We start from the raw sequence: 20539 nt of genomic DNA on the forward strand, positions 1-20539 counted from the left end.
CGCTGGGAGAAGAAGGTCGCCAATTATAAAGCCTTGCTATTTCTGGCCTGTGCCCACATCGTTTGGAAACGCTCAATCATTTTCGGATAGGCTCTTATTGGCCCAATCGATAAGCTGATGGGCTGTCTGCGCCGGATCATCGACGGCAATGTCTATCTGACTGACCGTGACCGGATCGCGCTGTGACAGCCCGTGCAGATACGCTTTGTCATAGTAGCTAAGTGTCAGATCGGCAACGGTTGCATAGTCGTGCTGGGCAAGGGCATGGAGGGCTTCCTGCGTGGCTTTGCCGCCCAGCCGACGTCGGATGCGTTCGGTTGCTTCAACGAGTAGAGTATGGTCTATCCCCGTGTATTCCTGCACAAGCCGCTGAATTCGTACGGACTTCGGTACATCGACAAAGGCGACCGGTGCTGCCCGCATCTGTTGCCACAAGGACATTGGTATAAAGCAGGAGCCGACATTACGACTTTCGTCTTCCAGCCAGATACGCCGGTTTGGGTCTAGTTGTCGCCAATCCTGATAAAGCAGGTTTTCAAACTGCTCGTTCTTAGGCTGCGCTTTCTGGCCAATAGCGCCATACGAGGAGCCTTTGTGGTGGGCCAGTCCTTCCAGGTCGATAATCTGTTCCCCCTGCCGGGCTAGTTCGTGCAGGACGTCCGTCTTTCCGCTGCCCGTTTTTCCACCCAGAATGATAAGCTGCCGGGGTTGCGCGAAAGCTTCCAGGACCGCGTTGCGATACGCCTTGTAGCCACCCACCAGAGTCGACACGGTCAGGCCGGCCGTGTCGAGTAGCCAGGCGAAGGAGCCACTACGCATCCCGCCCCGCCAGCAATGCACGAGTACTTCTTTCTGCTGGGGATTCAGTCGGCGCGACTGCTTGACAAAGTCGGCCAGCTTGGGACCAACAAACCCCAGTCCTAACAGCACCGCCGAGTCTTTTCCTGCCTGCTTGTACTTCGTGCCGACCAATGCGCGTTCGTCGTTATCGAACAACGGAATGCTGACCGCCCCCGGAATGTGCGCATGCTCGTACTCGCCCGGCGACCGTACGTCGATGACGGGTAAGGTCCGGGCTTTTGCCAGGAAATCGTCGATGCTGAGTTTTTTGACCATCAGGCGAGTTCGCGGAGGTACATCTGAATGGTGTTTTCGAGACCGTAATACAAGGCGTCGCTGATGAGCGCGTGCCCAATCGATACTTCGTCAAGGTTCGGAACGCGTTCGTTGAAGAAGCGCAGGTTGTCGAGGCTCAGGTCGTGCCCGGCGTTCAGGCCAAGGCCCAACTCGTGTGCCCGCTGAGCCGCCCGAACGAAGGGTGCTACGGCTGCTTCTCGATCTGTAGCGAAAGCGGCAGCATACGGCTCGGTATACAACTCGATTCGATCGGTACCCACAGCTTTCGCGCCGTCGACCATCTTCTCATCGGCATCGACAAAGATCGACACGCGAATGCCATCTGCTTTGAACGTGTCGACCAGCCTGCGCAGGTGATCGGCATGGCGAACAGTATCCCAGCCGGCGTTGGAGGTAATGGCGTCGGGTGCGTCGGGGACAAGCGTCACCTGAGCTGGTTTCACCCGTTTGACGAGTTCGATAAACCGGTCGTCGGGATTACCTTCAATGTTAAACTCCGTCGTCACGACCGGGCTGAGGTCAAGCACGTCCTGGTAGCGAATGTGCCGCTCATCGGGGCGGGGGTGAACCGTGATTCCCTGCGCTCCGAAGCGTTCGCAGTCCAGTGCTACGCGCACAAGATCCGGGTTATTACCACCGCGAGCGTTCCGAATCGTGGCTATCTTATTGATATTAACGGATAAACGAGTCATCGACCAGTAAAGAGCGAAAGAGTGAATGAGCGAAAGAGCGTTCGTAAGACCGAAAGGCCCTACCAGTTTCGTAACTTTGCGGAAATAATGAAGGTTCAGATTGAAGACGGGCATTTGTACCGAATCGGTAATCGCTCATTCATTCAATCACTCATTCGCTCATTAAATTTATGTCTCTTAAGCAACAAATCGACGCCGATATCAAGCAGGCTATGCTGGCCAAGAATCAGGAAAAACTGCGGGCACTACGGGCCGTAAAATCCATGATTCTGCTCGAAGAAACCAAAGAGGGTCAAACCGGCGACCTCAAACCCGAGGACGAAACCCGCATTCTGACCAAAGCCGTAAAGCAGCGGAAAGACTCGGCCGATATTTACCGGCAGCAGAACCGCCCGGACCTGCTGAGCGTGGAAGAAGCGGAGATCGCTGTTATTGAGCAATACCTGCCCAACCAGCTGTCGGAAGAAGAATTGAACGCCAAACTACAGGCGATCATCACCCGCGTCGGTGCGTCGGCTCCGTCGGACATGGGTAAGGTGATGGGCGCTGCTACAAAAGAACTGGCAGGACAGGCCGATGGCAAGGCGATTTCAGCCGCCGTTAAAGCCCTCTTACAGTAATTGAATGGTTGAATGATGGAGTGATTGAATGGTTGAGCTGACACAACCCAACCATTCAATCACTCCATCATTCAACCACTCTATCATTCAATCATTTGACAACGCTCGATCTCTTAATGGCAATTCCCCTGGCTTGGGGGGTATTCAACGGCTACCGGAAAGGGTTGCTGGTTGAGGTCGTAGCGGTTGTTGCGTTTATCGTGGCCATGATTGTCGGGTTCAAATTCCTGGCATTTGGTATCGAACTGCTCAGCCCGTACATCAGTCGTGAACTGGCCCGGCGACTGCTGCCGTGGCTGGGCTTCTCCGTTATCTTTTTCCCAACCGTTTACATGGTCAATCAGATGGGCTTTGCGCTGCGTCGGTCGATCAAGTTTTCGATACTGGGTACGTTCGACAGCGTGGCCGGTGCCGCCGTGGGATTATTTACGTGGCTGTTTGGAATTAGTGTGATTCTGTGGCTGTTAAGCTACATGAACGTCAAATTGCCCGCGCGTCAGTCCGACGGTGCGCTACTCTACCCGTACGTCCGGCCGATTGCTCCGCTTGTCATGGACCGGGCCGCCGTATGGGTGCCGAAGGGCCTCGAAACCGGCAAAAAATGGCGTGAAGACACGAAATTTTAACTGGATGAATGACCGAGTGATAGCATGGCTGGGCAGGCTAACATTCGCTCAATCACTCATTCACAATTCACCCATTGACCAATGAAGCAGGATATTCGCAAACTGACCGTACCACAACTGACCGACTGGCTGAAACAGCAGGGTGAACAGGGGTTCCGAGCAAAACAGATTCATGAGTGGCTCTGGAAAAAATCGGCACAGTCGTTCGAGCAGATGACGAACCTGTCGGTGTCGACGCGTAACCTGCTGAATGAACAGTTCGAAATTCGGCCCTTGGCGGTGCATCAGGAGCAGCGCAGCAATGACGGTACGATCAAGTCGTCGTTCCGGCTCTATGATGGCAATCTGGTTGAGGGGGTGCTTATCCCGGCGCTGCGGCATGACGACCAGGATCGCATGACAGCCTGCGTATCGAGTCAGGTGGGCTGCTCACTGACTTGCAAGTTCTGCGCTACGGGGTATATGGACCGTAAGCGCAACCTCGATGCCGCTGAAATCTACGATCAGGTAGTCGCTATCGACCGGCAGGCTAAACAGCATTATGATGTGCCCCTGTCGAACATCGTATATATGGGCATGGGCGAACCGCTGCTGAACTATAAAAATGTACTGGAGTCGGTCGACCGAATTACCTCGCCGACGGGCCTGGGTATGTCGCCGAAGCGTATCACGGTGTCGACGGCGGGTATTGCCAAGATGATTCGGCAACTGGGCGACGATCAGGTGAAATTCAATCTGGCGCTGTCGCTGCACGCAGCCAACGATCAGAAGCGTGATACGATCATGCCCATTAACGAAAGCAACACGCTGGAAGCATTAGGTGATGCGCTGACTTATTTCTACCAGAAAACGGGTACCCGCATTACGTTTGAATACATCCTGTTTTACAACTTCAACGATACGTTGCAGGATGCACAGGAGTTGTGGCGGTTTACGAAGCGCGTGCCGGCAAAGGTGAATATCATCGAGTACAACCCCATCGCTGAAGCGAATTTCAAAAACACCGACCCACAAACGCTCGACAAGTTTGCCGGTTTTCTGGATAGCAAGGGTGTTATCGTGAACGTACGCCGGAGCCGTGGCAAAGATATCGATGCCGCCTGTGGGCAATTGGCCGGGAAAGAGAAAGACAAACAGAAACTGGTAATCTGAACAGTTTAGTAAACTGTAAGTACAAGAGCCGTAACACATTGCGTCAGTACTTAACATTACCGTAATATCGCTCTGCTTCGTTTGCCGTACTTTTGCGGCATCTAGGGCCGACTGCTTTTTCGTCGGCCTGATTCACGAAGCTCACCCACCCAATGTTTGGATTAGAAACGGACGTTTTTATCCTCCTCTCCATCAGTCTTTTTGCCGCCTGCGCGTTTGAGTTTGTCAACGGTTTTCACGACACGGCCAACGCGGTAGCTACTGTCATCTACACAAACTCGCTAAAACCAACCGTAGCCGTCGTCTGGTCGGGGATCTGCAACTTCGCTGGTGTATTGCTTGGCGGTATTGGCGTTGCCATGGGTATCGTCAATCTGTTGCCCGTCGAACTACTGGTCGACCAGAATATCTACCACAGTGTGGCGATGGTCATGGCTTTGCTGTTAAGCTCGATTATCTGGAATGTCGGCACCTGGTATTTTGGCCTGCCCAGCTCCAGCTCGCACACGCTGATCGGTTCGATTCTGGGCGTAGGACTGGCCTTCTCGACCATGCCCGAGAACAAGGAGGGCGTATCGGCCGTCAACTGGGACAAAGCCATCGAAACGGGGCAGGCTCTGCTACTATCGCCCCTGCTGGGTTTCAGCCTGGTTATCGTGCTGATGTTTATGATCCGTAAGGTCGTCCCCGACGAGACAAAAGATCAACTCTTCAAAGAGCCAAAGAAGAACACCGCCCCACCGTCCTGGATACGGGGTATCCTGATTGCGACCTGTTCGCTGGTTAGCTTCTTCCACGGCAGCAACGACGGTCAGAAAGGCGTAGGACTGATTATGTTGATCCTGATCGGTATCGTTCCGCTACAGTTCGCCGTCAACCCCAATATCGACCCGAAACTGCTACAGTCGAATATTGCGGGTATCGAGCAGACGATTGCTACACTGGACCCCAGTCAATTATCCGTTGTCAATCAGGAGCGGCTGGTGCAGACGAAAAAGGAGCTTGTTGATTTGAAGGCTATCGCTGCCGCCGGTATGACCCCCAACGCGCAGGTGCCAAAAACGAACCGGCTGAACGTTCGGCGCGATCTGCTGCTGATCAACAACAATATGAACAAGATTGCGGAGGACGAAGGGGCCAACCTGAGTGCCAACCAAATCAAGGTTCTGAAAGATAATCTCGGCGAACAGAAAGGAATTCGTCGCTTCACGGACTATGCTCCGCTGTGGGTAATTTTCATGGTGGCGCTGTCGCTGGGACTGGGTACCATGATCGGCTGGCGCCGGATCGTGGTAACCGTCGGTGAAAAGATCGGCAAGCAGCACCTGACCTATGCGCAGGGTGCATCGGCTGAGCTGGTTGCCGCGCTGATGATTGCCATCTCGTCGTGGCGGCATCTGCCGGTGAGTACTACCCACATTCTGTCGTCGGGTATTGCCGGTAGTATGGTAGCTAATAAAGGGGTTAAAAACCTACAGTTCGGCACTGTCCGCAACATCGCCCTCGCCTGGGTACTGACGCTTCCCGTCTCCATCCTGCTTTCGTTCACGCTCTACACCGTGTTCCGCTGGCTCATTTAAGTTTACAGTTTTCGATAGTCGGTTTACGGTTCTTGCAAGTCTCGGATTTCACACCGTAAACCGACCACCGAAAATAGTGAACCGTTCACTTTACCCACTCCGGCGCGTCCTGCTCGATGGCGTGGCGAACCTTGGCGACAATATCGTCGACCGTGTCGTCAGGACTGATCTGCAAGGGGGCTTTGAATCGGACTGTCAGCAGCGTATTGCGCTTTTTGAAACGTAGCCCTTTCTTATCGAAGGCACGGCGGAAGCCGTTTATCACTACAGGAATCACAATAGGGTCGAGGTTCTTGACCAGATGGCCGGTCCCTTTCCGGACCGGTGCGTACGATTTGGTGGTACCCTGCGGAAAACTGACCACCCAGCCGTGGGCGAGCGCCTGAGCAATCTTGTCGGTTGCCGACGTGTCGACTTCCCGTTTTACATCCCGCCCATCAGCCCGCCACGATCGTTCGATGGTCAGCGCACCCGCCTGCGACAGAATACGCGGTAATAACCCCTTGTTCATCGTTTCGGCCGCAGCTACATAGTACTGCCGGGCACGCGGCCCCAGTAGGTACATGGGCGGCAGCAGCGTATTCTTGAACCCCCACTTTACGGCGCAGAAAATCTGGAAGAACGCAATGACGTCAGCAAAGTACGTCTGATGGTTCGACAGAAAGAGTACGTTGTTAACTGGCAGATTTTCCAGATGCTCGGTTCCCTCGATTTGAATCCGGTTAACGATGGTGTAGCGACTGTAGGTAAGCCAGCCGACGATACCGATAATCATCCGGCGCAGCAACAGCGAGTTGCCAAACGGATCGCATTCAAACAAACCAAGTACGTCCAGCGGCATCAGGAAGCTGGGTAGGTAACTGAATTTCGTCGGTTTGATGTAGTTCATAGACCGGTTTGCGTCGAAGTCTAGTAGTAAAGATAAAAAGTTGGGTAATGTTTTCGGGAAAGCAACAAGAGCCCAACCCGCAAATAAACAGATTGCCACAGCAGTATGCAACCGATCGTTGCCGGCCGTGCGACAAATGAATCTGTGGTGAAATACTCGGAAAAATATTTTCGAGGCTCCATTAATCTTTCCGGAAATACCGCTGTCAAACCGGCAGATTCAACAAAATGGCAACGCCTATTACGACACTCTACACATTCAGTTTCCATTCACTACACTCTTTAGTAAACATCATGAAACGAATTGTGCTTGCGGGTATCGCTGCGTTGGGTATGTTGTTCGGATCGTCGTCGGCACAGGCGCAGGTGCAGGTCGGTATCCGGGGCGGGGCCAACTGGGGCTTCACCTCGAATCCCGGTTACATGGGCGCGCTGATGTCGTCGTTCCACCCATCGCCCGGCCCGACGGGCGCTGTCTTCCTCGACATTCCCCTTGGCGACGTTGTTTCGTTTCGCCCGGAAATCGCCTACGTTCAGAAAGGCTTTCTCGTTAAGCAGGGGACCGAGCTAAACATTGGTGGTTTTGCCCTGCCAATCGGTGCCCGCATCGCCTACCAGTCGCAGTACCTGGAAGTGCCGCTGTTGCTGAAAGTAAACCTGACGCAGGGAGCCGTTCAGCCTTATTTTATCGCCGGTCCGTCAGTAGGTTACGCTATGGATGGTCGCGTTCGGACGCGAGCTACGGCCCTGATTACAACCCGGCCGTTTGACGTTGACGTCGACTACGGCGGAGCGTTGAACCGCTGGGATATTGGCGCGACGGGCGGACTAGGTGTGGCTATGGATGCCGGCCCCGGTAAGTTCTTTATCGAAGGACGATACACCTATGGCTTCAGCCGGCAGATTCAGGTGCCCGTCGTCAACGTAAACATTCGGAATCAGGGCGTGGCCTTATCCCTAGGCTATTCATTCCCGATTGGTTACTGATTTGCTTGCCCGTTACCTATACCATTCATACACGCACGTTTTTTGTTGAATCAACCTGATCGGATAAGGCGGTACTGGCTCAGTACCGCCTTTCTTTTTTCGGGGCAACAAACAGGTTAAAATTGGCCAAAAGTCAGTCATATGTGAACGTAGGCCGTGTGCTTTTTGTATTTTTACCATTCTTTACTATTGAACTTGTCCTGAATTTCCGGACTACAACATGGCACAGTTTACTGATTTTGTTCACGTGACGGCTTCTGAGCCCCATCGTATTCGTACCCGTCAGATTCTCAAAGCCCATCCCGAAATCAAGCAGATGATTGGCCAGAAGAACCCCCGTACGTTCTGGGTCATTCTGGGCTGTGTCGCGCTGATGACCGGTATCGCCTGGCTGGTTCGCGATCAGTCGTGGTGGGTTGTTATCGCAGCCGCCTGGTTTATCGGGGCGTTCCCGGCGCATACCCTGTTCGTCTGTATTCACGAAGCGGCTCACAACCTGATTTTTCGTAGGCCAACGGCCAACGCCTGGGCGGCCATTTTCGCCAACCTGCCGACGGTACTACCGACGGCGCTGTCATTCAAAAATTTTCATATCAAGCACCACGCGTTTCAGGGTGTCCACGAACTGGACGCCGATCTGCCCGATTGGTACGAAGCGAAACTGATCAATAACTACGCGATCGGTAAGGCGCTATGGATGCTGTTTTTTCCCGTTTTTCAGGCTGTCCGTACGATTCGTTGCCGCGAACTGGCCGTGATCGATAAGTGGGTTGCTACGAACATCGTCGTGCAAGTAGCGTTCGACGTGCTGATCGTTGTCCTGTTCGGCTGGAAGGCACTGGCCTTTATGCTGCTTTGCCTGTTTTTCTCGGTAGGCCTGCATCCGCTGGGGGCTCGCTGGATTCAGGAGCATTACCTGACATTGGACCCTCATCAGGAAACATACAGCTATTACGGCGTGCTGAATACACCGAACCTGAACGTTGGTTTTCACAACGAGCACCACGATTTTCCGTCGATCCCCTGGAACCGCCTGCCTGCTATTCGCCAGTCGGCCCCGGAGTATTACGACACGCTGAAATACCACACGTCATACGTGAAACTGTTCTTCCGATTCCTGTTCGATCAGGAGATCTCGCTCTATTCGCGCATCGTTCGCAAGGAACGCGGCAAGGTAACGCTGGCCGATCAGTCGAAGCCGGATATGGAGATGGCCCAGGCACAGTAACACGTATCTTTCAGTATAGAAAAGGGAGTCACGCAAATGGCTCCCTTTTTGTATTCTGTTGAAAAGTGAGCACGGAAAATCTTCGGCGTACAACCATTTTCTGGCGTACCTTTGCCTAAATAACTGGCTGCCTGTCAGTCATGCTGATAAGCCGTCAGTCTGTTCATGAATTGAATAAACCAAGCGAATGACAACCGCAACGACAACCACCCGCGACACCCAGATTTTTGACCTCATCGCGCAGGAAAAGCACCGGCAGGAGTCGGGCATCGAACTGATTGCTTCCGAAAACTTTGTATCACCCCAGGTGATGGAAGCGGCCGGCAGTGTGCTGACCAACAAATATGCTGAAGGACTGCCGGGCAAGCGCTATTACGGCGGCTGCGAAGTGGTCGATCAGGTTGAGCAGATTGCCATCAACCGGGCGAAGGAGCTGTTTGGAGCGGGTTGGGTAAACGTACAGCCGCACTCGGGCGCACAGGCGAACACAGCTGTGTTTCTGGCCTGCCTGCAACCCGGCGACACGATTTTAGGCTTCGATCTGTCGCACGGTGGTCACCTGACGCACGGTTCGCCGGTAAACATTTCGGGTAAGTATTTCCGGCCTACTTTTTACGGCGTTGAGCGCGAAACGGGTGTTATCAACTACGACGTGGTTGAAGAAACGGCGAAGCGGGAGCGGCCCAAAATGCTGATTTGTGGTGCATCGGCCTACAGCCGCGACTGGGACTATGCCCGGCTACGCGCTATTGCCGATGAGGTTGGGGCTATCCTGCTGGCCGACGTGTCGCACCCGGCTGGTCTGATCGCTAAAGGGCTGTTGAACGATCCGCTGGCGCACGCCCATATCGTGACGACGACAACGCACAAAACGCTGCGTGGTACACGGGGCGGTATGATCATGATGCGTCAGGATTTCGAAAATCCGTTCGGTATCAAAACGCCGAAGGGCGAAACCCGCCTGATGTCGTCGCTGCTCGATTCGGGTGTATTCCCCGGCACGCAGGGCGGTCCGCTGGAGCACATCATCGCGGCAAAAGCAGTTGCCTTCGGAGAAGCGCTGAGCGACGATTTCCGCGACTATGCTGTTCGGGTACAGGCCAACGCGCAGGCCATGGCGAATGCCTTCCTGAGCCGTGGCTATCAGATCATTTCGGGGGGTACCGATAACCACCTGATGCTGATCGACCTGCGTTCGAAAGGACTGACGGGTAAACTGGCCGAAAACACGCTTATTAAGGCAGACATCACCATCAACAAAAACATGGTACCGTTCGACGATAAGTCGCCGATGGTTACGTCGGGGATGCGGGTTGGTACGGCGGCTATGACAACGCGCGGTCTGAACGAATCGGACATGGAGCAAATTGTCGTATATATCGACCGTGTGCTCATGAATCACGACGATGCAGCCACGTTGTCCACCGTTAAAGAAGAAATCAACGAGTGGATGAAAGCATTTCCGCTCTTTAAAAGTTAACTGTGAATGATTGATTGATCGAGTGACTGAATTAGCTGACGTGCAGATTACACTGCTTACCGAGCTTTAATCATTCGATCAACCAATCATTCACTCATTCCTCAAATCGATGCCACTTGACCAATTGACAGATTCAGAAGTCGAATCGGAAGGTAAGGAAATGTCATTCCTTGACCATCTGGAAGAACTTCGCTGGCACATCATCCGGGCGGCCGGAGCCATTCTGGTATTCACGATTATCGCGTTTATCTTCATTCAGGAGATCTTTGAAAACATATTGCTTGGACCTGCAAAACCTAGTTTCTGGACATATCAACAGATGTGTAAACTAGCTGATTACACTGGGTACAGCGATCTATGTGTCAAGAATCTTGATTTTAAGTTACAGGCACTTGGTTTAGCCGACAATTTCACGATGTCGATGACGTCGTCGTTTTTTATCGGCTTATGCTTTGCCTTTCCGTATGCGTTTTGGGAAATCTGGCGCTTTATAAAGCCAGGGCTAAAGCAGTCGGAAAAGCGGGCGGCTCGTGGGGGTGTTTTCTATGTGTCAATGTTGTTTGCTATCGGTTTGTTGTTCGGTTATTTTATTGTAACACCACTGGCTGTCAACTTTTTAGCTAATTATAAGTTGTCGCCCCAGATTCAGAACAACATTGACATCACGTCGTATATCTCTACGATCGTAACGCTAGCGCTGGGTTGTGCGCTGATTTTCCAGATGCCGATCATCGCGTTTGTGCTGTCGAAGGTGGGTGTCGTGACGCCCAAGTTTATGCGCGAATACCGGAAGCATGCCTGGATCGTTATTCTGATCGTGGCAGGGGTTATTACGCCATCGCCCGATTTGTACAGTCAGATTCTGGTAGCATTACCACTAGCGCTGCTGTATGAAGTCAGTATTTTGGTGTCGGGTCGGGTAGAAAAAGCCCGTTTGCAGGAACTGCGCGATCTGGCTCAGTAAGTCGAATTAATTAAAACGCCGGCTGCCACTTGAAACGGGTAGCCGGCGTTCTCTTGTTTACACATGATGACCTACGATTTCAAACGATACCACGTCCGCTCGATCAACGCGGCTACCGATGCCGAACGGGCGACTATCAATCAGGAGTTGAAAGACCTCTACCAAAGCCTGCCTGACGACGAAAAAGAGTCGTTTAACAAGCAACTACAGACATTCCTGGCCAGAGAAATGGGCCGACTCAAAGACAACTATGATTCGGTAAAACCGGCGCTGGGAGAAAATTGATTGTAGAAGAAGAAAGAGGATAGACGAAAGAAAAAAGATTGTTCGCTGAAACGTCTTTCTTCTTTCATCTATCCTCTTTTTGCGGATGTCTTTATTCTTTTCTCTTTCTTCTTGTGTCTTACACAAGCTACAACCGCTTCATCATGATGTAATCTTCCATGAGGAAGCCATTACCAATGTCGATATCTTCTTCGCCGACGACCTCAAAGCCCATTTTTTCGTAGAACGACACCGCCTTGTTCTGGCGGTTAACGTTTAATTGCAGGGCAATATTCTCCGCTTTTTCGGCCTGTTTCGCCACGTAGTCGATCATCATCCGACCGACACCCTGCCCCTGGGAAGCAGGTAGCAGGTAGATTTTGTGAATCTTGGTGACGGGCTTATCATTGACATTCAGCTCGTACGAGACGTAGCCCAGCGGCTCGCCTGTGTCGCTTTGCGCCAATAAAAACACATGCCCTTTCTGCTCGATTTGTTCAGCTAGCGCGTCAGGACTGTACATCCAGTTGAGCATGTAGGCAATCTGCTCCGTCGACAGAATGCTGCCAAACGTCGTCGGCCAGGTTTGCTGCGCGATCTGTTCGACCTGTACATAATGGGTGGGCGTAACCGGAATAAGGTGGGGCATATAGAATGGATGATTAACTGACAAACGGTGGCAACTACTATCTCAGATAGCCCCGCGCGCTTTCAGTTCGAGATATCGGTTGATCGTGTTGGCCGTCAGATTTTGCGGAGCCGTCAAAATCGTCTGAATACCGTATTGCTGTAATTCGCGGACAATCTGTTTCTTCTCAAAAGCAAATTTCTCCGCAATGGTTTTCTGATAGACCTGCTCCGTGTCCTGCGCGGGTTGATCGATGAGCGTGCGCAGCGCCGTATTCTCGAAGAAAATAACCAGTAACAAATGATCTTTCGCCAGTCGACGCAGGTAGGGTAGCTGCCGCCGTAGCCCGTTGACCGTCTCGAAATTGGTGAACAATAGCAGTAAGCTGCGCTGCCGGATATGCGTCTTTATGCTGGCGTACAGCGTTTCATAATCTGATTCCTGAAAGCGGGTTTTCTGCCGGTACAGTACGTCGAGAATACGGCCAATCTGCCCCGCTCGGCGGTCGGCGGGTACAAACTGACCGATCTGACTGGAAAAGGTTAGTACCCCGGCGCGGTCCTGTTTGTACAGGGCCACATTACTCAGCACCAGACTGGCATTGATGGCGTAGTCGAGCAGGGTAAGTCCATCGAATGGTGATTGCATGGGGCGACCCTTATCGATCAGACAATAGACCGGCTGTGAACGTTCGTCCTGAAACGCATTAACGACCAGGGCAGTGCCTTGCTCGTCAGTGCGTCGGGCGGTGGCTCGCCAGTTGATGGTGCGCACGTCGTCGCCGGTTGCGTAGGGGCGGAGTTGCTCAAACTCCATGCTGTGCCCCACCCGTCGGATGCGTTTGATACCAGCCTCACTCAGTCGGTTAGTCGCTGCCAGTAGTTCGTACTGCCGCATTTGTAGAAACGACGGATAAACGGCGACCAGCTTACCCACTTCAAACTGATACCGACGCTTGAGGAACCCAAGTGGTGTCATGACGAACACATTGACAGCACCGAAGCTGTATTCGCCCCGGCGTGTCGGCCGTAACTCATACCGAATCGCCTTGGTTTCGTGAGCGCTCAGCCGATCGCGGAAGAGCACGTCGCGTCGCTGAAACTGAAACGGAATTTCGTCGATCACTTCTACGTCCGTGCGGAACGGGTATTGGTTTTCCAGATAGATCGTTAGTGGGTTCTCGTCGCCGTTGCTAAGCCGGTCGGGTACATCGCGCCGGGCGAAAAAGGCCGTTTGTTTACCCGGTGTCGGGCGAAACAGCAGCCAGCCATCGATACCGACGAGCAGCAGAAACACGCCAAACGTGATCTGTACCAGCGGCAGCAGCAGCGGAAATACCCAGGCCACGACGAATGCCATAACGAAAGCAATCAGCAGGAACCACAACCGTAAAGCAACGAATAGCGGACGAATCATCGGGGCACCTCGATTTTCTGAACCAGTTGCGTAATCACATCGTCGGCAGTGCTACCCTCCATCTCTCGTTCGGGGGTAAGCAGCACACGATGGCGAAGCACCGGCACCGCCAGTTCCTGAATGTCTTCGGGCGTGATGAAGTCGCGGCCGCGAATGGTTGCGAGGGCTTTGGCACTGTTGAGCAGCGCGACCGATGCGCGTGGGGATGCTCCCAGATACAGAGCCTTGCTGTTGCGTGTTGCCTGTACGATGCCTGCTATGTAGCCAAACAGGTTTTCTTCCACGTGTACCTGATGCACCTGTGCCCGCAACGTCGCGAGTTGTTCCGCCGTCAGGACAGCCTGTATGGCGTCAAGCGTGTCGGTCAGGTTTCTGCGCTGATGATGGCCCTGCAGGATAGCCACTTCGTCGGCCGCATCGGGATAACCGACAACAATTTTGAACAGAAAACGATCGAGCTGGGCTTCCGGCAGGCGATACGTACCTTCCTGCTCGATCGGGTTTTGTGTGGCCAGTACCATAAACGGCTCGTCGAGTTTATAGGTCGTACCGTCGCTGGTGATCTGCCGTTCTTCCATTACCTCGAACAGAGCGGCCTGCGTCTTGGCGGGTGCTCGGTTGATTTCGTCGATCAGGACTAGGTTCGCGAAGATAGGCCCTTGCCGGAAGGCGAAATCACCAGTCTTGGGGACGAATATATTTGTGCCCAGTACATCGGCGGGCATCAGATCGGGTGTAAACTGAATACGACTAAACTGTACCGATAGCGTTTTCGCCAGTAGTTTCGCCATCAGCGTTTTTGCTACCCCCGGCACCCCTTCGATCAGCACGTGGCCGTCGGCAAGTAAGGCTGTCAGCAAGAGGTCGATGGTTGGCTGCTGACCGACAATGACGCGGCCGATCTCGGTACGAATCGACTCGATGGCTGTATGAATAGGGGTAAGGTCAGTGCGGGACTCGAAAGATTCCATCAGGACTGGATTATATAGATGCGTAAAACTGCTCCATGGCCCGATTCAGGCGAAGCAGATCAAATTCAGATAGCGAAATACTGCGTTGGGCGTCGCGCAGTAGGCGTGTGAGGTCGGCCACTTCGTCGGCAGGAAGGCCGCTTTTGTGGCTTAATCGGTCAGTAAAGTCCCGGTCGAGCGACGAGGTGTTCAGGCCGTATCGTTCGCGCAGATCAGCCAGAAAATACTGCACCCGCTGCCGGGCCAGGTTATCATGGTCACCCTGCTGGAAGTAAAGCTGACCGATCGTTTCGACAAACTCAAGCGACGTGTTGCGAGGTGGTTCAACCACGGGAATCACGCGCTGCGTGCGTTTGCCGGCAAATACCACGTAGAGCAGCAACCCGATAACGACGATATAATAGGCCCAGTTCAGCGCGGGCTGCGACCAGATATACCGGAAAATAGACTGTTGCTCTTTGCCAAAGCGGCCCTGCTTCTGGTACTCATCCCAGTACGTTGGCGCGGTCGGCAGATACGATAACGCCTTGAACGCGTTATCGGACGATTTCGGCGCGAGTACGTAATAATTTGTAAACGCCAGCGGGAGGTTATGAATCAGAAACTGTCCCCGGCCGTAACGCACCTGAATGTACGTTGGCTCCCGCCGAGCGTTGCGCATTAGCACTGTAATGGGAGCGGGGCGAATAATGCGTAGAAAATTACGGCCGTCGTCATGCCGGAATACATACCCACCGGGGCGTCGTAAACCCGGATTGACAAAATTCTGTACCAGCGTCGTGTCTGCTTTTTTGGGTGGCTGTTCGTCGGCGCTGAACCCCAAGAGCCGCCCCAGCGAATCAGGAAACCGGTAGGCTGACGCCAGCACGGTGTTCCCTCGCTCGACATAGCGCAGTAGCTCCCGCTGATCGTTTTTGTCGAGTGTAACATCGTGGGCAATCAGTACGTAATTGCTGCGGGCCGGCAGCTTCATTTCGGTCAGGAAGTTGTATACCGGCAACCGCACGGTTGGTACGGTGGGCTGTTGCAGGGTTCCGGGTAGTAGCTCATAGAGCGCCTGTGTGCCGAACGGAATCTTATCGTCGTTCTGGTAGGTCGGATTCCAGTCGATGGGTTTCGGCCGGTAGTAATCGAACAGTACGTAGCCCACGACCGTCAGCACCAGTAACAGGGTGTATTTGTTGGGTTTACGCACGAACTACGATTGAGGTTGATGGGCGTTGAGCGATTGGAAGGTACGAAACGCCGATTGAATCTGCCCGAACTGGTCGCCGTTAATCGGAGCATTGCCGTACCAGACATAATCGAACTGTTGGGTAAGCTGGTCAAAGCCCCGTTGATGGGGTGTTCCGGCCAGTTCGTAGACATACTGCCGGTTGGTTTTTTCACGCTGATAGCGAATCAGCTGGGCGTCGGCCAGTCGCTTCAGGGTTTGCAGATACAGCAGCCGCACGGCCAGTCGGTAATGCTGATTATCGATTGCCTGATTGATAGCGGCACCGAAGTCCAGACCGTGAATGTCTTCGGGGCTGCTTTCGTAGTCAAGCCGTTCCGACTGTGCTTTGGCGGGGAACAGAAAGTCGAGATAATTGGCCTTCCGTAACAGATAGACGACAAATCCGACCAGGGCTAGCATGACGACATACTGACCGTAGTCGTTATACGCCTTGCTGCTGAACAGCCGCAGCAGTTGCCGCCAGTAGTAGTCAATAAAACGGGCCAGCGAATTGTCGGGCGGTGGCGGTTCGTTGTCGTACTGGTAGTCCCGGCTGGTTTGCAGATCGCGGAGTTGGTCCGCCGATGGCCGACGTACGGTTACGGTACGTCGATCATCGGTCGCCGGACGCGACTGTCCGTAGGATATGGCTACGCCAACGAACAGCAGAAGCCCGAGTAAACTGGTAAGCAGCTGATTAAAACTCACCCTCATCCGTTGCGCGGGGTTTTGTCGGCGTGGTGCCGATGGTATTGATGGCTGAATACAGACTGACATTCTCGTTCTGCTCAACCAGATTGCCATACTGAAACGCAACGGCCAGATAGAGCACTGAATTGATGAGTGCCCGACCAATCAGGGCAATTGTATTGGCGATGATAAACCAGAGCGGTAGTCCGTTGCCCGGCAACAGTTTGGCCGCTGACAGAAAACCGAACAGGCCACTGGGCAGGGTAAAGACCAGCCCAATGATGACGACGATGAGCAGCATGACGAGCAGGTAGCCAAACGTCGACCACCAGTTGTCGCGCATCAGCGCAAAACAACGGCTCCAGGTAGTACCGAAGCTGCTTTTTTCAAAGTAGGTAACGGCGAAGCCCGTCGACAGAACAACGCCAATGTACAAACCCGGTATCAGGAGAACGATGAAGCCGATCGATGTGATGATCGACATCAGCAGCGTGAAACCAATCATGCGGCCAATCTGCGGCTGTAAATCTTCCCAAAGATCGGCTACGGCTACCGATTGCCCGTTTTCCGTTCGGTGTACGTGCGCGTAGGTCGTCAGAATAACAGCGACGTTGGTCAGGATGCTAAAAAAAAGCGTGAGCCAATAAGCTGGTGAAAACAGGCGACCCATCAGCATCAGGCCTGCATACGGATTGCCAGGGTCTGCCTGTGCGTCGGAGGTTGCCTGGAGTATGTTCGTCATGGTAACCGAAGATGCGATAGCTGTAGCGATCGCCACCGGCCCTACGATATACAGCAGCGCCATCAGCAGACTGCGGAAATGCAGGCCGATGTATTGAAAGACGGCGTTTATTTTCTCGCCAAAATCACGTTTTCTGTACAGGCTATTCATGGTTGCAAACGACGGTTGAGGATGATGGGATAAACGATGAAATACCAGCCAATAAAAGCGGCCGACAGCCCGATAATACCGATGCTGACGACCGGTGGCAATGTCAGCCGGGTAACGAAACTTTCCAGGAAGCCGGCGGTGACGAAAATGGGAATCAGGCCGACTGCAATTTTGATCCCTTGTTTCATTCCCCGTTTAAACGACACCAGTCGGCTATAGGTACCGGGGAACAGCAGGCTGTTTCCGACAGTGAGACCTGCGCTGCCCGCAATGACGATCGCCGATATTTCCAGGGTGCCGTGAATCCAAATTTTCAGAATCGATTCCAGCAGCAAGCCGCGCTCGTGGAAAAACTCCTGAAACGCTCCCAGCATAACGCCGTTATAGAACAGCATGGCAACCGTACCGAAGGACGCCAGCAGACCGAAAATAAACGTCCGGAAGGCAACGTAGATGTTGTTGAGCGTAATCTGGAAAAACATCTCTCCCTGGTCGCTTTCGCCGTACACGCCCAGTGGGTTGCCCTTCTTGATATTCTCCAGGGTCATGTTCACGTAGCCGTCGCCCAAGATGAGCCGGATGAATGTGTCGTCGTGTGCGGCCGATACCCAACCCAGCAGACCTGCCAGCAGAAAAATGCCAGCGGCTACGGCCAGCAGCGGGTGCGTTTGCCGGAAAAGCAGCGGTAGTTCATACTGCCAGAAATGCACGAACCGGTTTACATCGCTGCGTTTGCTTTGCATCAGGCCCCGATGCACCCGACCCGTCAGTTCGTTGAGGTACTGCGTGACGCGGGCGTTGGGGTAAAACGTGCGGGCATAGGCCAGATCGTCCGTCAGTTCGATGAACCGCTCCGTCAGTTGATCGGGGTCGGTCGTAGGCGTCTGCTCGATGGTCTGCCACTTGTCGGTATTCTGTTTGATAAACCGGGCTTCGCGCATGAGCGGCTGTTGTGCGTTAACGAATGATAGTGAGTCGGAAAAATTGCGCGTTTTTGTGCAGTTAAGCAAGTTGAGCCGCCTATTTTTGTTTTACCTCGTCGGTCCGGTCGCCACCGTACCGATGATGGTTTACTTATCCGTTGTCCATGTCTGTTCTCGTTCACACCTCGCAGCACGTCACGCTCGAATACCAGCCCGCCAGTGTCGGCGATCGTATGTTGGCCACGCTGGTCGATTACGGTGTATTCATCGGCTGGGCTATCATACTTGGTCTGCTAAGCAGGGGCCTTAACAGTTCGTCGTTCGTTTCTCCCCTTATTTTGGGGCTATTTTATCTGGGACCGATCGTCTTTTATGACCTGCTTTGCGAATATCTGCTCAATGGTCAAAGTATCGGTAAGATCGCGCTGAACATCCGGGTCGTCATGCTCGACGGCTCACAACCGGGGCTGGGTGCTTACCTGCTGCGGTGGGTGCTACGCATTGTTGAGTCAGGCACGTTCTTCTTCGGGATCATCCCCATCGTCACGGTGGCGGCCAACGGCAAAGGGCAGCGGCTCGGTGATATCGCTGCCGGAACGACAGTCGTTAAGGTAAAACCCAGTGTATCGCTCGATGATGTATTGACACAGCCGACGCAGGAGAACTATCAGGTTATGTTTCAGGAAGTCCGCCAGCTCACCGATCACGACATCAGTGTCGTACAGGACGTACTTCGCCGGGGCGACGACTGGGCCGTCAGTCAGGCGGCTGAGCGTGTCAAGGAAGTAACGGGCAGTATCACTACGCTGGGCGACCGGGCATTTCTATACCAGATCATCACCGATTATCAGTTTATTACCAGTAAATAAGACACCCCACGGCAGCGGCTGACCGTACCAACTCCTCCCCGTTAGGGAGGGACTCTGTATATCCATTTTCTAGCCCCTCCCTGGCGGGGAGGGGTTGGGGTTAACCCAAACCAGTATGCTTGATTCCATAAAATCACTGGCCCGGCAGTATGCGGGCGATATCATCAACACCCGCCGGCATTTACACGCCCATCCTGAACTGTCATTTCTGGAACATAATACGGCCCGTTACGTCGCCGATCAGTTGAAAGCCATTGGCATTACTCCGCAGGAAGGCGTTGCCAATACGGGTCTGGTTGCGCTGATCGAAGGCACGAAGAGTGGTAGCAATACCGGTTCCCGCGTAGTCGGTTTACGGGCTGACATGGACGCCTTGCCCATTCTGGAAGCCAACGACGTTCCCTACAAATCGACAGTCGACGGGGTAATGCATGCCTGCGGTCACGATGTACACACGGCCAGTCTGCTCGGCGTAGCGCGGATTCTGCACGTGTTACGCGATCAGTTCGACGGTACCGTAAAGCTGGTATTTCAGCCGGGCGAAGAGAAGGCACCCGGTGGGGCGTCGCTCATGATTAAAGAAGGGGTGCTGGAAAATCCGGCTCCGGTAAGTATGATCGGTCAACACGTGGCACCGAACGTTCCGGTGGGTAAAATCGGCTTCCGCGAGGGTATGTACATGGCGAGTACCGACGAATTGTACCTTACTGTGCGCGGCAAAGGCGGTCACGCAGCCATGCCCGATAACCTGGTCGATCCGGTGCTGATCGCGTCGCATATCATTGTGGCGTTGCAGCAGGTCATCAGCCGTAACCGCCCGCCGGCAAGTCCATCGGTACTGTCGTTCGGACGCTTCATTGCCGACGGCGTAACCAATGTCATCCCTAACGAAGTGACGATTCAGGGTACGTTCCGCTGCATGAACGAAGAGTGGCGGGCCGAGGGAAAACGACGCATGGTCAAGCTGGCCGAAGGAATTGCCGAAGCGATGGGCGGAAGCTGTGAGTTTACCATCATGGACGGCTACCCGTTTCTGAAAAATCACCCTGAACTGACCCGGCGCGTGCGGGCGCAGGCCACGGAATACATGGGGCCTGAAAACATTGTCGATCTTGACCTGTGGATGGCTGGCGAAGACTTTGCCTTTTACTCACAGGTTGTCGATTCGTGTTTCTACCGGCTCGGAACCCGCAACGAAGCGCGGGGGATCGTGTCGGGTGTGCACACGCCAACCTTCGACGTCGATGAGTCAGCCCTGGAAATCGGTGCGGGGCTGATGAGCTGGCTGGCCGTACAGGAACTGTCGGTGTAGCTGG

21 protein-coding genes are annotated in these 20539 nt (G+C 53.7%); 11 read left to right on the forward strand and 10 right to left on the reverse strand.

The window, feature by feature from the left end; genetic code table 11:
- Window positions 1-72: 72 nt before the first annotated feature.
- Together mnmH and CLV58_RS24635 are read right to left on the reverse strand one after the other, a co-directional pair.
- On the reverse strand, window positions 73-1116 hold the full coding sequence (gene mnmH / locus CLV58_RS24630; RefSeq protein WP_106140502.1) for a tRNA 2-selenouridine(34) synthase MnmH: 1044 nt from the start codon (window positions 1114-1116) through the stop codon (window positions 73-75).
- Window positions 1116-1829 (reverse strand): pyridoxine 5'-phosphate synthase, encoded by a 714-nt coding sequence (locus CLV58_RS24635; protein WP_106140544.1) that lies wholly within the window; start codon window positions 1827-1829, stop codon window positions 1116-1118. The genes mnmH and CLV58_RS24635 overlap by 1 nt, the downstream gene beginning before the upstream one ends.
- Before the next feature lie 170 nt (window positions 1830-1999).
- Here CLV58_RS24635 and CLV58_RS24640 point away from each other — a divergent pair, with 170 nt between their 5' ends.
- The 4 genes from CLV58_RS24640 (at window position 2000) to CLV58_RS24655 (ending at window position 5807) form a co-directional block, all read left to right on the forward strand.
- Window positions 2000-2449 carry a GatB/YqeY domain-containing protein gene (locus CLV58_RS24640; RefSeq protein WP_106140503.1) on the forward strand — a complete coding sequence of 150 codons (450 nt, stop codon included), beginning with the start codon at window positions 2000-2002 and terminating at the stop codon, window positions 2447-2449.
- A gap of 116 nt (window positions 2450-2565) precedes the next feature.
- Window positions 2566-3075 (forward strand): CvpA family protein, encoded by a 510-nt coding sequence (locus CLV58_RS24645; RefSeq protein WP_106140504.1) that lies wholly within the window; start codon window positions 2566-2568, stop codon window positions 3073-3075.
- A gap of 81 nt (window positions 3076-3156) precedes the next feature.
- Window positions 3157-4227, forward strand: coding sequence for a dual-specificity RNA methyltransferase RlmN (gene rlmN / locus CLV58_RS24650; RefSeq protein ID WP_106140505.1), 1071 nt, complete (start codon window positions 3157-3159; stop codon window positions 4225-4227).
- Window positions 4228-4379: 152 nt separating this feature from the next.
- Window positions 4380-5807, forward strand: coding sequence for an inorganic phosphate transporter (locus CLV58_RS24655; RefSeq protein WP_106140506.1), 1428 nt, complete (start codon window positions 4380-4382; stop codon window positions 5805-5807).
- Between the two features lie 85 nt (window positions 5808-5892).
- Here the strand turns inward: CLV58_RS24655 and CLV58_RS24660 are convergent, their stop codons facing one another.
- Window positions 5893-6696, reverse strand: a complete 804-nt coding sequence (locus CLV58_RS24660) for a lysophospholipid acyltransferase family protein (RefSeq protein WP_106140507.1) — start codon at window positions 6694-6696, stop codon at window positions 5893-5895.
- 293 nt (window positions 6697-6989) lie between these two features.
- Here CLV58_RS24660 and CLV58_RS24665 point away from each other — a divergent pair, with 293 nt between their 5' ends.
- The 5 genes from CLV58_RS24665 to CLV58_RS24685 all read left to right on the forward strand — a co-directional run bounded on the left by CLV58_RS24665 (window position 6990) and on the right by CLV58_RS24685 (window position 11639).
- Window positions 6990-7682 (forward strand): porin family protein, encoded by a 693-nt coding sequence (locus CLV58_RS24665; protein WP_106140508.1) that lies wholly within the window; start codon window positions 6990-6992, stop codon window positions 7680-7682.
- Window positions 7683-7902: 220 nt separating this feature from the next.
- On the forward strand, window positions 7903-8910 hold the full coding sequence (locus CLV58_RS24670) for a fatty acid desaturase (RefSeq protein WP_106140509.1): 1008 nt from the start codon (window positions 7903-7905) through the stop codon (window positions 8908-8910).
- Between the two features lie 187 nt (window positions 8911-9097).
- A complete protein-coding gene (locus tag CLV58_RS24675; protein WP_106140510.1) occupies window positions 9098-10390 on the forward strand; it encodes a serine hydroxymethyltransferase in 1293 nt (430 codons plus the stop codon).
- 109 nt (window positions 10391-10499) lie between these two features.
- Window positions 10500-11354 (forward strand): twin-arginine translocase subunit TatC, encoded by an 855-nt coding sequence (gene tatC / locus CLV58_RS24680; RefSeq protein WP_106140511.1) that lies wholly within the window; start codon window positions 10500-10502, stop codon window positions 11352-11354.
- Between the two features lie 63 nt (window positions 11355-11417).
- Entirely contained in the window at window positions 11418-11639 is a 222-nt protein-coding gene (locus CLV58_RS24685; RefSeq protein WP_106140512.1) for a hypothetical protein, read from the forward strand.
- Between the two features lie 127 nt (window positions 11640-11766).
- Here CLV58_RS24685 and CLV58_RS24690 read toward each other — a convergent pair whose 3' ends face one another.
- The 7 genes from CLV58_RS24690 to CLV58_RS24720 are packed head-to-tail and all read right to left on the reverse strand — an operon-like array spanning window position 11767 to window position 18372.
- On the reverse strand, window positions 11767-12267 hold the full coding sequence (locus tag CLV58_RS24690) for a GNAT family N-acetyltransferase (RefSeq protein WP_106140513.1): 501 nt from the start codon (window positions 12265-12267) through the stop codon (window positions 11767-11769).
- 42 nt (window positions 12268-12309) lie between these two features.
- Complete coding sequence (locus tag CLV58_RS24695) at window positions 12310-13662, reverse strand: DUF58 domain-containing protein (protein WP_106140514.1); 1353 nt, start codon at window positions 13660-13662, stop codon at window positions 12310-12312.
- Window positions 13659-14633: an AAA family ATPase gene (locus CLV58_RS24700; RefSeq protein ID WP_106140515.1), complete on the reverse strand. Its 975-nt coding sequence runs from the start codon at window positions 14631-14633 to the stop codon at window positions 13659-13661. Before CLV58_RS24700 ends, CLV58_RS24695 begins: the two co-directional genes overlap by 4 nt.
- A gap of 10 nt (window positions 14634-14643) precedes the next feature.
- The gene (locus CLV58_RS24705) at window positions 14644-15828 is read right to left on the reverse strand and encodes a DUF4350 domain-containing protein (protein WP_106140516.1); all 1185 of its coding nucleotides are present in this window, start codon (window positions 15826-15828) and stop codon (window positions 14644-14646) included.
- A gap of 3 nt (window positions 15829-15831) precedes the next feature.
- A complete protein-coding gene (locus CLV58_RS24710; RefSeq protein ID WP_211300903.1) occupies window positions 15832-16563 on the reverse strand; it encodes a DUF4129 domain-containing protein in 732 nt (243 codons plus the stop codon).
- Window positions 16547-17431, reverse strand: a complete 885-nt coding sequence (locus CLV58_RS24715; RefSeq protein WP_106140518.1) for a hypothetical protein — start codon at window positions 17429-17431, stop codon at window positions 16547-16549. The genes CLV58_RS24710 and CLV58_RS24715 overlap by 17 nt, the downstream gene beginning before the upstream one ends.
- On the reverse strand, window positions 17428-18372 hold the full coding sequence (locus CLV58_RS24720) for a stage II sporulation protein M (RefSeq protein ID WP_106140519.1): 945 nt from the start codon (window positions 18370-18372) through the stop codon (window positions 17428-17430). Before CLV58_RS24720 ends, CLV58_RS24715 begins: the two co-directional genes overlap by 4 nt.
- A 146-nt stretch (window positions 18373-18518) precedes the next feature.
- Here CLV58_RS24720 and CLV58_RS24725 point away from each other — a divergent pair, with 146 nt between their 5' ends.
- Together CLV58_RS24725 and CLV58_RS24730 are read left to right on the forward strand one after the other, a co-directional pair.
- The gene (locus CLV58_RS24725) at window positions 18519-19223 is read left to right on the forward strand and encodes an RDD family protein (protein ID WP_106140520.1); all 705 of its coding nucleotides are present in this window, start codon (window positions 18519-18521) and stop codon (window positions 19221-19223) included.
- A gap of 115 nt (window positions 19224-19338) precedes the next feature.
- Entirely contained in the window at window positions 19339-20535 is a 1197-nt protein-coding gene (locus CLV58_RS24730) for a M20 metallopeptidase family protein (RefSeq protein WP_106140521.1), read from the forward strand.
- Window positions 20536-20539 lie beyond the last annotated feature (4 nt).

This window comes from Spirosoma oryzae (assembly GCF_003002825.1).
Lineage (GTDB): Bacteria > Bacteroidota > Bacteroidia > Cytophagales > Spirosomataceae > Spirosoma > Spirosoma oryzae.

What these genes read in the sequence shown, in the direction of transcription:
- CLV58_RS24715 (WP_106140518.1), bottom strand. Translation starts at nt 17,431, where the DNA reads ATGAATAGCCTGTACAGAAAACGTGATTTTGGCGAGAAAATAAACGCC.
- CLV58_RS24655 (WP_106140506.1), top strand. Translation starts at nt 4,380, where the DNA reads ATGTTTGGATTAGAAACGGACGTTTTTATCCTCCTCTCCATCAGTCTT.
- CLV58_RS24670 (WP_106140509.1), top strand. Translation starts at nt 7,903, where the DNA reads ATGGCACAGTTTACTGATTTTGTTCACGTGACGGCTTCTGAGCCCCAT.
- CLV58_RS24700 (WP_106140515.1), bottom strand. Translation starts at nt 14,633, where the DNA reads ATGGAATCTTTCGAGTCCCGCACTGACCTTACCCCTATTCATACAGCC.
- tatC (WP_106140511.1), top strand. Translation starts at nt 10,500, where the DNA reads ATGCCACTTGACCAATTGACAGATTCAGAAGTCGAATCGGAAGGTAAG.
- CLV58_RS24725 (WP_106140520.1), top strand. Translation starts at nt 18,519, where the DNA reads ATGTCTGTTCTCGTTCACACCTCGCAGCACGTCACGCTCGAATACCAG.
- CLV58_RS24685 (WP_106140512.1), top strand. Translation starts at nt 11,418, where the DNA reads ATGATGACCTACGATTTCAAACGATACCACGTCCGCTCGATCAACGCG.
- CLV58_RS24660 (WP_106140507.1), bottom strand. Translation starts at nt 6,696, where the DNA reads ATGAACTACATCAAACCGACGAAATTCAGTTACCTACCCAGCTTCCTG.
- CLV58_RS24640 (WP_106140503.1), top strand. Translation starts at nt 2,000, where the DNA reads ATGTCTCTTAAGCAACAAATCGACGCCGATATCAAGCAGGCTATGCTG.
- CLV58_RS24710 (WP_211300903.1), bottom strand. Translation starts at nt 16,563, where the DNA reads ATGAGGGTGAGTTTTAATCAGCTGCTTACCAGTTTACTCGGGCTTCTG.
- CLV58_RS24665 (WP_106140508.1), top strand. Translation starts at nt 6,990, where the DNA reads ATGAAACGAATTGTGCTTGCGGGTATCGCTGCGTTGGGTATGTTGTTC.
- mnmH (WP_106140502.1), bottom strand. Translation starts at nt 1,116, where the DNA reads ATGGTCAAAAAACTCAGCATCGACGATTTCCTGGCAAAAGCCCGGACC.
- CLV58_RS24730 (WP_106140521.1), top strand. Translation starts at nt 19,339, where the DNA reads ATGCTTGATTCCATAAAATCACTGGCCCGGCAGTATGCGGGCGATATC.
- CLV58_RS24690 (WP_106140513.1), bottom strand. Translation starts at nt 12,267, where the DNA reads ATGCCCCACCTTATTCCGGTTACGCCCACCCATTATGTACAGGTCGAA.
- CLV58_RS24720 (WP_106140519.1), bottom strand. Translation starts at nt 18,372, where the DNA reads ATGCGCGAAGCCCGGTTTATCAAACAGAATACCGACAAGTGGCAGACC.
- CLV58_RS24635 (WP_106140544.1), bottom strand. Translation starts at nt 1,829, where the DNA reads ATGACTCGTTTATCCGTTAATATCAATAAGATAGCCACGATTCGGAAC.
- CLV58_RS24695 (WP_106140514.1), bottom strand. Translation starts at nt 13,662, where the DNA reads ATGATTCGTCCGCTATTCGTTGCTTTACGGTTGTGGTTCCTGCTGATT.
- CLV58_RS24675 (WP_106140510.1), top strand. Translation starts at nt 9,098, where the DNA reads ATGACAACCGCAACGACAACCACCCGCGACACCCAGATTTTTGACCTC.
- rlmN (WP_106140505.1), top strand. Translation starts at nt 3,157, where the DNA reads ATGAAGCAGGATATTCGCAAACTGACCGTACCACAACTGACCGACTGG.
- CLV58_RS24645 (WP_106140504.1), top strand. Translation starts at nt 2,566, where the DNA reads ATGGCAATTCCCCTGGCTTGGGGGGTATTCAACGGCTACCGGAAAGGG.